Below are 9658 nucleotides of genomic sequence, written 5' to 3'. Positions count from 1 at the left end.
GACGGCGTCCGTGGCGGGCTCGAACAACGGAGCGTCGACCACCCAGACGAAGGACCAGGCCGAGGTGTCCACCAACCCGAGCCGGTGGCCGATCTCGAGCCGGGCCGCCCCCAGCAAAGCCCTGGCGCCCTTGGCCTGCCCGGCGGCGAAGAAGATGCAGTCGCCCGGCTCGGCGCCGACATGGGCGGCCAGGCCCGCCCGCTCCTCCTCGGAGAGGTTCTTGGCCACCGGGCCGGCCAGCGTGCCGTCGGCGCCGAGCGTCACGTAGGCGAGGCCGCGTGCCCCTCGCTGCCGGGCCCACTCCTGCCAGGCGTCGAAGGTCCTCCGCGGCTGGCTCCCACCCCCGGGCATGACCACGGCGCCCACGTACGGCGCCTGGAACACGCGGAAACCGGTGTCGGCGAAGTAGGCCGTGCAGTCGGTCAGCTCCACAGCGAAGCGCAGGTCCGGCTTGTCGGTGCCGTACCGAGCCATCGACTCGGCGTAGCCCAGCCGGGGCACCGGTCGGGGCACCTGCACGCCGATCAGTGACCAGACGGCCTCGAGGACCTCCTCGGCCAGCTCGATGACGTCGTCCGGGTCGACGAAGCTCATCTCGATGTCGAGCTGGGTGAACTCCGGCTGCCGGTCGGCGCGGAAGTCCTCGTCGCGGTAGCACCGGGCCAGCTGGTAGTAGCGCTCGAGACCGGCCACCATGAGCAGCTGCTTGAACAGCTGCGGGCTCTGCGGCAGCGCATACCAGCTTCCCGGCTGGAGCCGCGCGGGCACCAGGAAGTCGCGGGCGCCCTCCGGGGTGGAGCGGGTCAGAGTGGGCGTCTCGACCTCAACGAAGTCGCGGCGCGCCAGCACCCCCCGGGCCGCCGCGTTGACCTCCGAGCGCAGCCGCAGGTTCGTCCCGGGTGCCCCTGGCCCCGAGCGCCTCAGGTCCAGGTAGCGATGGCGCAGCCGCGCCTCCTCACCGACGGCGGTGCGCTCGTCGATCTGGAACGGCAGTGCGGCCGCCTCGCTCAGAACCTCCAGCTCGGCGGCGACGACCTCCACCTCCCCGCTGGCCAGCTCGGGGTTGGCGTTCCCTTCGGGTCGCATCCGTACCTGCCCGGTGACGCGCACGCAGTACTCGTGGCGCAGGTCGTGCGCTCCCCCTTCGGTGAGCACCTCGTCGCGCGCCACCACCTGCGCCACCCCGCTGGCGTCCCGCAGGTCCAGGAAGGCCACCCCGCCATGGTCACGCCGGCGCGCCACCCACCCCGTGAGCGTGACCGTGTCCTCGGCGTGCTCGGCTCGCAGCGATCCGGCCTCGTGGGTGCGCAGCACAGTGGGCTTCCTTCGGGTCAGTCGGGTTCGGTGAACAGTCTGCGGACGTCGCGGCGTGGCGCCGGCGAACGTGCCGAAGGTCCAGGGTATGCCGCGAGTCCAGAAGGCCGCGAAGCGCGGCTCTCAGGGCTCCCGGTGATAGGCGGGGTGGGTGGTCCACGGCTCGTCGGCCGCGCGCAGGCTCGACCATCCTCGTGCCCGACCGACGTACGCCGCCAGCAGGCCGATCGTCGCCGCGGAGTTGCGCAGGGTCCCGGCCAGGATCGCCTCGACCGCCTCGTCGAGGACGGCCCAACGCACCGGCATCCCCAGCTCCTCGGCCTCGCGCTCGAACCGCTCCCCGACCGGCACGTCGGACAGGTCGCGGGCCAGGAAGATGCGCTTGGCCTCGTTCAGGCCCCCGGGGGAGGAGAAGTACTCGCTCAGCAGGTGCCATCGGCCGGCTCTCAGGTCCGCCTCCTCGGCGAGCTCGCGTGCCGCGGCCGCCACCGGGGACTCGCCCTTCATGTCCAGCAGCCCCGCGGGCAGCTCCCATTCGTGGCTGCGCACCGGGTGCCGGTACTGCCGGATCAGCGCCACCTCGTCCTGCCCCCGGTCCTGGCGCAGGGCCACCACGCTCACCGCTCCCGGGTGGTCGACGTACTCGCGGGTGACCTCCCCGGCCTCACCGAGGTCGACCACGTCGCGGCGTACGTCCCAGACGTACCCGGACATCACCAGCTCGCCGGAGCGCACCGGCTCGGGTCGCACCTCGTCCGCGAGCTCAGCTGCGGACAGTCGCGGCGCGGTGAGAGTCACGGCACCGGAGCCGGCTCGACCTCGACGAGCCGGCCGCTGCGTTGCCGGTCCACCGCCGCGGCGACGAGCCCGCCGAACAGCGGGTGCATCCGGTCCGGACGCGAGGTGAACTCGGGGTGCGCCTGGGTCGCGACGTAGTACGGGTGCACCTCCGGCGGCAGCTCCACGAACTCCACCAAGGCACCGTCGGGCGACGTGCCGCTGACCACCAGCCCCGCCTGGACGAGCCGCTCGCGGTAGGCGTTGTTCACCTCGTAGCGGTGCCGGTGCCGCTCACTGACCTCGGTCTTGCCGTAGAGCGAGTTCAGCACCGACCCTTCGCTCAGTCGCGCCGGATAGGTCCCCAGGCGCATCGTGCCGCCGAGGTCCCCGTCCCCGTGGACGAAGGCCTTCTGCTCCTCCATGGTGGCGATGACCGGGGCGGGGGTCTCGGGGTCGAACTCGGTCGAGCTCGCGCCAGCCACGGCGGCGACGTGGCGGGCGAACTCGATGACCATCGCCTGCAGCCCCAGGCAGATGCCCAGAGTGGGCACGCCGCGCTCGCGGGACCAGCGCAGCGCTCCGATCTTCCCCTCGATGCCGCGCACGCCGAACCCGCCCGGCACCAGCACCGCGTCCACCCCCGCGAGGGCCCGTTGCGCCCCCGCCTCGGTCTGGCACTCATCCGAGACCACCCAACGGATCGACACCCGCGCGTTGTGGCCGAAGCCGCCGGCGCGCAGTGCCTCGGTCACCGACAGGTACGCGTCGGGCAGGTCGACGTACTTGCCCACCAGCGCGATCTCGACCTCGTGCTCCGGGCGATGTACCCGGTGCAGCAATGCGTCCCAGTGCGTCCAGTCGACGTCCTTGAACGGCATCCCCAGCTGACGGACCACGTAGGCGTCCAGCCCCTCGCGGTGGAGCACCTTGGGGATGTCGTAGATGCTGGGCGCGTCCACCGCCGTGGCCACCGCGTCCTCGTCCACGTCGCACATCAGGGAGATCTTGCGCTTGATCGAGGCCGGGATGTCCCGGTCCGCGCGGCACACGATGGCGTCCGGGGCGATGCCGACCTGTCGCAGCATCGCGACCGAGTGCTGGGTCGGTTTCGTCTTGAGCTCACCGCTGGGCGCCAGGTAGGGCACCAGCGAGACGTGCAGGAAGAAGCAGTTCGTGCGGCCGACATCGTGGCGGACCTGACGGGCGGCCTCGAGGAACGGCAGCGACTCGATATCGCCGACTGTCCCGCCGATCTCGGTGATGATGACGTCGGGAGGGTCCTGCTGCTCGGCGTCGGCACGCATCCGCGACTTGATCTCGTTGGTGATGTGCGGGATGACCTGGACGGTGTCCCCCAGGTACTGCCCGCGTCGCTCCTTGGCGATCACGTCGTGGTAGACCTGACCGGTCGTGACGTTGGCCCGCCCGCGCAGGCTCACATCCAGGAACCGCTCGTAGTGCCCGATGTCGAGGTCGCACTCGGCCCCGTCCTCGGTGACGAAGACCTCGCCGTGCTGGAACGGGTTCATGGTGCCGGGGTCCACGTTGATGTACGGGTCCAGCTTCTGCATGGTCACCCGCATCCCACGTGACCGGAGCAAGAAGCCCAGACTCGATGCGGTGAGCCCCTTGCCCAACGAGGAGGCCACACCCCCCGTCACAAAGATGTGCTTCGTCGTCTCCACCACGGGCCGCCAGTCTACGTCAGCCACGCGAGTGGTGACGCGCGATGAGGGCCCGGGCGTGCTGCCGGGCCTCCGGGGAGGCGGCGTCGCCCCCCAGCATCCGAGCCAGCTCGGCCTCCCGGTCCATCCCTTGGACAGCATGCACCGCGGCCGAGGTGACCGGGCCGGTCGAGGTCTTGTCCACCACCAGATGCCGGTCGGCGTAGGCGGCGACCTGGCCCAGATGCGTCACCACCAGCACCTGAGCCGAGCGTGCCAGCTGGGCCAACCGGGCGCCCAGCTCGACAGCGGCCGATCCACCGACGCCGGCGTCCACCTCGTCGAAGACGTAGGTCGGCACCGGGTCGGTCGCGCAGGCGATCTCCAGGGCCAGCATCACCCGTGAGAGCTCGCCACCGGACGCGGACCGCGCGATCGAGCGCGCCGGAGACCCGGCGTGGGCCGCCAGACAGATCTCGATGTCGTCGGGTCCGGTGCGGCGGGGGACGTGCGCCGGCGGCCGGGGCGTGAGCGCGACCGAGACGACGGCACTGCCCATGGCCAGCTGCCTCAGCTCCTCCCCGACGACGCGCTGCAGCCGTTCCGCTGCCACCGACCGCGCCGCTGACAGCGCGGAGGCACTGGTAGCGAGCTGACGGCGCGCCTCGGCAACCTCGGACTCCAGCTCGGCGATGCGGCCCTTGCTGGTGTCGAGCTCGGCGAGCCGCGTCGAGGCCCGGTCGACCCAGGCGAGCACCTCCGCGGTGTCGGCGCCGTAGTGCCGCAGCAGCGTCGAGAGCTGGGCCCGCCGCTGCTGCACCCACGCCAGACGGTCGGGGTCGCTCTCCACGCTCTCGGCGTACCGGGCGAGGTCGGCCGCCGCGTCGGCGGCGATGATGCTGGCTTCGGCCAGGCGGTCGGCCACCTCCAGCAGGCTGGAGTCGTGCTCACCGGCCGCCCGCAGCGCCTGGACGCAGTGCGCGAGCACGTCCGTGGCAGCGCCGGTCGAGGAGTCGTCCGAGACGAGGGCCGCGTGGGCCGACGCAGCGGCGGTGCGCAGCATGTCGGCGTGACCGAGCCGCTCGGCCTCCGCGAGCAGGTCGTTCTCTTCCCCCAGCGCGGGCGCGACCTGGCCGATCTCTGCCAGTGCCGTGCGCAGCATCTGCGCCTCCCGCGTCCGCTCGGTCGAGGCCTGCACCACGTCGCTCAGCTGGGTCTGTGCACAGTGCCAGCGGTCGAAGTCCGCCTCGTAGGCCTCACGGGCAATGCGTACGGGGCCGCCACCGACGGCGTCCAGCATCAGACGATGGTGCTCGGTGTCCCGCAGACGCCACTGGTCGGCTTGGCCGTGGACTGCCACGAGGTGCTCTCCCACGTCGACCAGCACACCGGCGGGGGCTGCTCGGCCGCCGACGTGTGCCCTGGACCGGCCGGCGGCGCTGACGCTGCGAGCGAGCAGAAGACCTTCGTCGACCTCACCACCCGCCTCCAGCACCCGCTGCGCCGCTGGGTGGTCGACCCCGACCTGGACCTCACCCTCGACCACGGCCACGGCGTGGCCGGTGCGCACCAGCTGTACGTCGGCGCGAGCACCGAGCAACAGGCCCAGTCCGGAGATCACCATGGTCTTGCCCGCTCCGGTCTCGCCGGTGATGACGTTCAGCCCGGGGCCGAACTGCACCTCGGCGTCGTCGATGACCCCGAGGCCGCGAAGGCGCAGACTGCGCAGCACGGCCTCAGCCCGCAGCGCCGGAACCGCGAGGGCGCCCGCGCCACCCCTGAACGTTCAGCGCGAACTTGGCCACGAGCCGGTCGGTGAAGACCGAGCTGGTCAGCCGCGCGATGCGCACCCCCGTGTCGCTGCGTCGGACCTCGATCCGCGAGCCGGGCGAGAGCTCGAAGGACCGCCGGCCGTCGCACCACATCACCGCCGACCCGGCGGTGTCGGGGACGATCTCGACGGCGAGCTCGGTGTCGGGACCCAGGACGAGCGGGCGCGCGAACAACGCGTGGGCCGAGATCGGCACCAGGAGCAGCGCCGAGACGTCGGGCCACAGCACCGGCCCTCCTCCGGAGAAGGCGTACGCCGTGGATCCGGTGGGGGTGGACATGACGACGCCGTCGCAGCCCCACGTGGACAGCGGCCGACCGTCCACCTCGACCGCGAGCTCGATCATCCGCTCCCGCGCCGACTTCTCCACCGAAGCCTCGTTCAAAGCCCAGCTGCGGCACACCGTGCGCCCACCCTCGATGACGTCCACCTCGAGCGTCATCCGCTCCTGCACGGTCCACTGCTGATGCCCCACATGGTCGGCCAGCCAGCCCATCTCCTCCTGTTCGGCCTCGGCGAGAAAACCGATGCGACCGAGGTTGACGCCGAGCAAGGGCACGCCGGCCGGGCGAGCCAGCTCGGCACCGCGCAGGATCGTTCCGTCGCCCCCGAAGACCACGACCAGCTCCGCGCCCTCCACCGAAGGATGGGCGCCGAGACAGCGGTCGGTCGTGGCGCTGATCGGGCTGGGGTCCTCTGTGGTCGCGCCGGGGAGGACCTCGACCTCGATGCCGTGGTCGCGCAGGCGGGTGGAGAAGTCCTTCACCAGGGCGGGGACCTCACGGCGCCGCGGATGGGTGACCAGGAGGATCCGGCGGCTCATCGCAGCTCTTTCATGGGAGGGTGTCGGCCAGGTGGTGTGCCCTGCCCCGGTCCATCATGCCTGCTCGCGCCGGGGCCATCCGAAGAAGGTACTCGCGGTTGCCGTGCGTGCCGGTCAGCGGGGACGCCATGGCGTCGAGCAGTGCCAGGCCCGCTTCGTAGGCGGTGTCGACCACCCGGTGCAGCGCGGCGGAGCGCAGTGCTGCAGACCTGACGATCCCCGTTCGTGACAAGCCCGAACGGCCCACCTCGAACTGCGGCTTGACCAGCACCACGAGGTCGCCCTGCTCGGCGCACCACGGCGCGATGTGGGTGAGGACCGGGACCACGGAAATGAACGAGACGTCGACCACGATGGCGCCGACGGGGGCCCCCACTTCCGCCGCGCGGAGGCCCAGCACGTGGCGGCGCGAGAGGTCCACGACCCGGGGGTCGTCGCGCAACGACGGCGCGAGCTGCTCGGAGCCCACGTCGATGGCGACGACACTGCGGGCGCCACGGTGCAGCAGCACCTGTGTGAAGCCCCCGGTGGAGGCACCCACGTCGACACATGCCGCGTCACGCACGGTGAGGCCCTCTGGCTCCCACCGGTCGAACGCCGCTGCCAGCTTCTCGGCTGCGCGCCCCACCCACACCGGCCCGCCCGCACCAGCCACGTCCAGAGGGTCCTCCGGGCGGACCGGATGGCTGGGCCGGTGGACGGGCACCCCCGCGACCCGGACACAGCCGGCGAGCACCAGGTCGCGAGCGTGGCCCCGTGAGCGGGCCATGGAACGAGCAACGAGAGCACGGTCGACACGTACCGCGGGATCAGCGTCACTCACGGTCCGCCGCGAGTCGTTCCTGCAGGCGACGATGCGCCTCCTGCGCGGCGTGCACGGTGGAGGCGACCCGGTCCTGTTCTTCGACGGGCGGGTCGTTCGAGGCCGGGGTGCGCTCCTCGGACTCACGGCCCTCCTCGGACTCGGCGCGCTCCTCGATCTCGGTGCGCGCCTCGACGAAGTCGGCGACGATCTGGTCGACCTCCGCGTCGCCCGTGACGGGCAGATCGAGCTCGTGGGACTCGTCGGCCATGGATGATGGATCGGGCACGCCGCCCAGGCTAGCGCCAGTGCTCGCGCAGGTCGGGGATGCGCTCCACGACGAGATCGGGCCGTCGCTCCGTGGGGGCCGCGTCGGCATCGGCGCGGCCGTGGACACCGGTCAGGACCAGGGCGCTGCGAAGGCCGGCGGCTCGCGCGCCCTCGATGTCGGTGTCCAGCCGGTCTCCGACGGCCAGGACCTCGGCCGACGGCAGACCCAGCTTGTCCAAGGCGATGCCGTACGAGCGTGGAAACGGCTTCCCTACGACATCGGGCGTGCAGCCTGTTCCGTGCGTCACTGCGGCCAGAAGCGCGCCGTTGCCCGGGGCGATACCTCGGCTGGTCGGCAACGTCGAGTCGGCGTTGGTCGCCACCCAGATCGCTCCCTCGTGCAACGCGTAGGCCACCTCGTGCAGGTCGTGCACCTTCATCGCGGGACCGTAGCCCTGCAGGACGGCCCAGAACGGGCGGGGCGGCCCTTCCTCGGGGACGTCGCCCGCCGCCAGGCAGGCGAAACCCTCTTCGGCCAGCGCGACCGCCACCCCCGGGCCGCCGACGGCCAACACCAGCGGATCATCGGGCTCGTCTTCAGCGGCGCCGTCCCGCATCTGAGCCAGGTGGGCGGCGCCGACCTGGGAGGAGTTCAGGACCTCGCCGGGGTCCGCCTCGATGCCCAGCGACCTGAGATGCTCCGCCACCTGCTCCGGGGTGCGGGAAGCGTTGTTGGTCATGAACAGCACCGAGAGCCCATCCTGCCGGACGGCCTCGGTGCCTTCCTTCGCTCCGGGGCACAGCTGTCCTCCCCGGTACAGCACGCCGTCGAGGTCGAACACGACCGCTCGGAACGCCAACTCAGCTCTCCTGCTCTAGATCACTGATGCGCTCGATTCCGTCGTCGCCCGCTGACGAGCCCGGAACCTCGACCCGCTCGCGAGCGTCGGTCTCCCCCACCACGTCGAGCCGAGCCGCGCGGATCAACCACTGCTGCGCCTCCTCGGGGGCCCCCGAGGCCGCAAGGGCCTCCGCGTACGCGTAGTACAGTCGCGCAGCCCATGCGTCCTCGTCGCTGGTCTTGTCCACCAGATCACGCAGGCTGTGCACGGCCACGTGGGGCTGACCCAGGTCCTGACGCGCCCCGGCGACCACGATCGCCAGCTCGACCCGGTCCGCCTTGCGCAACGTGGCCACCTCCGGCGCGCGCCCCACCTCCACGGCGCGCTCGGGACGACCCAGGCCACGCTCGGTGTCAGCGATGAGCGGCAGCAGATGATGGGTGCCCGACAGGCGCCGCGCGGTCCGGAACTCCGACAGCGCCTTCGACCAGTCACCCCGGCGGTAGTACACCACCCCCAGCATCTCCCGCACGATCGGGACTCGGCCCGCGCGTCGGGAGGCGGTCGTCGCATGCGCCAGTGCCGTGTCCAGATCCTCCGCCTCCAACTGCTCGGCCAAGGCCAGAAGGTGACGTGCCACCCCCTCGGCGTTCTCCTTGGACAGAGTGCGCAGCTGGCGGTGTACCGAGCGGTCGGCCAAATCGGCGGTCAGATGGTCCGGCAGCGCAGGCTCCCGCATGCGGGGCGGCCCCGCAGACGAGTCCGCACCCGCTGACGAAGGCCGAGCCGGATGTGCTGAGCGCAGACGTTGCTCGTGCCTCGCCACGGTAGGCCTTTCTGTGGACGCAATGCCGCGAGCCCCGACACTACACGTGTCGGGGCTCGCGGTAGAAGGTGTCCGGCGGTGTCCTACTCTCCCACACCGTCACCAGTGCAGTACCATCGGCGCTGAAGGGCTTAGCTTCCGGGTTCGGAATGTCACCGGGCGTTTCCCCTTCGCTATAGCCGCCGTAACTCTGTCGAGTTTCGGTGGGTTTGTCCCCGACCGTATCTCGGGAACCACACAGTGGACGCGTAGCATCTTTGTTGTTAAGTTATCGGCTTATTAGTACCGGTCAGCTCCACACATTGCTGTGCTTCCACATCCGGCCTATCAACCCAGTAGTCTAGCTGGGAGCCTCTCGGACCTCAGTCCATGGAAACCTCATCTTGAAGTGTGCTTCCCGCTTAGATGCTTTCAGCGGTTATCACGTCCGAACGTAGCTAATCAGCGGTGCCCTTGGCAGGACAACTGACACACCAGTGGTTCGTCCATCCCGGTCCTCTCGTACT

At 71.0% G+C, this 9658-nt stretch carries 9 protein-coding genes and 2 rRNA genes; all 11 read right to left on the bottom strand.

Annotation, left to right across the window (positions count from 1 at the left end; genetic code table 11):
• The coding region (gene aspS / locus VJ976_RS05030; protein ID WP_324099018.1) for an aspartate--tRNA ligase at positions 1 to 1314 on the bottom strand (1314 nt) is incomplete at its 3' end.
• Positions 1315 to 1437: 123 nt separating this feature from the next.
• Entirely contained in the window at positions 1438 to 2112 is a 675-nt protein-coding gene (locus VJ976_RS05025; RefSeq protein WP_324099017.1) for an NUDIX hydrolase, read from the bottom strand.
• On the bottom strand, positions 2109 to 3782 hold the full coding sequence (locus tag VJ976_RS05020; RefSeq protein ID WP_324099016.1) for a CTP synthase: 1674 nt from the start codon (positions 3780 to 3782) through the stop codon (positions 2109 to 2111). Before VJ976_RS05020 ends, VJ976_RS05025 begins: the two co-directional genes overlap by 4 nt.
• A 16-nt stretch (positions 3783 to 3798) precedes the next feature.
• A complete protein-coding gene (gene recN, locus VJ976_RS05015; RefSeq protein WP_324099015.1) occupies positions 3799 to 5490 on the bottom strand; it encodes a DNA repair protein RecN in 1692 nt (563 codons plus the stop codon).
• Positions 5491 to 5494: 4 nt separating this feature from the next.
• A complete protein-coding gene (locus VJ976_RS05010) occupies positions 5495 to 6412 on the bottom strand; it encodes an NAD kinase (RefSeq protein WP_324099014.1) in 918 nt (305 codons plus the stop codon).
• Between the two features lie 10 nt (positions 6413 to 6422).
• Complete coding sequence (locus VJ976_RS05005; RefSeq protein WP_324099013.1) at positions 6423 to 7235, bottom strand: TlyA family RNA methyltransferase; 813 nt, start codon at positions 7233 to 7235, stop codon at positions 6423 to 6425.
• Positions 7228 to 7503: a hypothetical protein gene (locus VJ976_RS05000; protein WP_324099012.1), complete on the bottom strand. Its 276-nt coding sequence runs from the start codon at positions 7501 to 7503 to the stop codon at positions 7228 to 7230. Before VJ976_RS05000 ends, VJ976_RS05005 begins: the two co-directional genes overlap by 8 nt.
• A 10-nt stretch (positions 7504 to 7513) precedes the next feature.
• Positions 7514 to 8344, bottom strand: a complete 831-nt coding sequence (locus VJ976_RS04995; protein WP_324099011.1) for an HAD-IIA family hydrolase — start codon at positions 8342 to 8344, stop codon at positions 7514 to 7516.
• 1 nt (position 8345) lies between these two features.
• Positions 8346 to 9065, bottom strand: coding sequence for a tetratricopeptide repeat protein (locus VJ976_RS04990; RefSeq protein ID WP_324099010.1), 720 nt, complete (start codon positions 9063 to 9065; stop codon positions 8346 to 8348).
• A 157-nt stretch (positions 9066 to 9222) separates the two neighbouring features.
• Positions 9223 to 9339, bottom strand: a 5S ribosomal RNA gene (gene rrf, locus VJ976_RS04985).
• Between the two features lie 72 nt (positions 9340 to 9411).
• Positions 9412 to 9658 (bottom strand): 23S ribosomal RNA (locus tag VJ976_RS04980); the annotation flags it as partial.

The organism is Ornithinimicrobium sp., assembly GCF_035267225.1.
Lineage (GTDB): Bacteria > Actinomycetota > Actinomycetes > Actinomycetales > Dermatophilaceae > Ornithinicoccus.
Note: the sequence above shows the minus strand (reverse complement) of the source record. Positions and strands in the feature narration are given on the sequence as shown.

Bases quoted from the DNA above. Each gene is read 5' to 3' on its own strand.
- VJ976_RS04990 (WP_324099010.1), bottom strand. From the start codon at position 9,065: ATGCGGGAGCCTGCGCTGCCGGACCATCTGACCGCCGATTTGGCCGAC.
- VJ976_RS05010 (WP_324099014.1), bottom strand. From the start codon at position 6,412: ATGAGCCGCCGGATCCTCCTGGTCACCCATCCGCGGCGCCGTGAGGTC.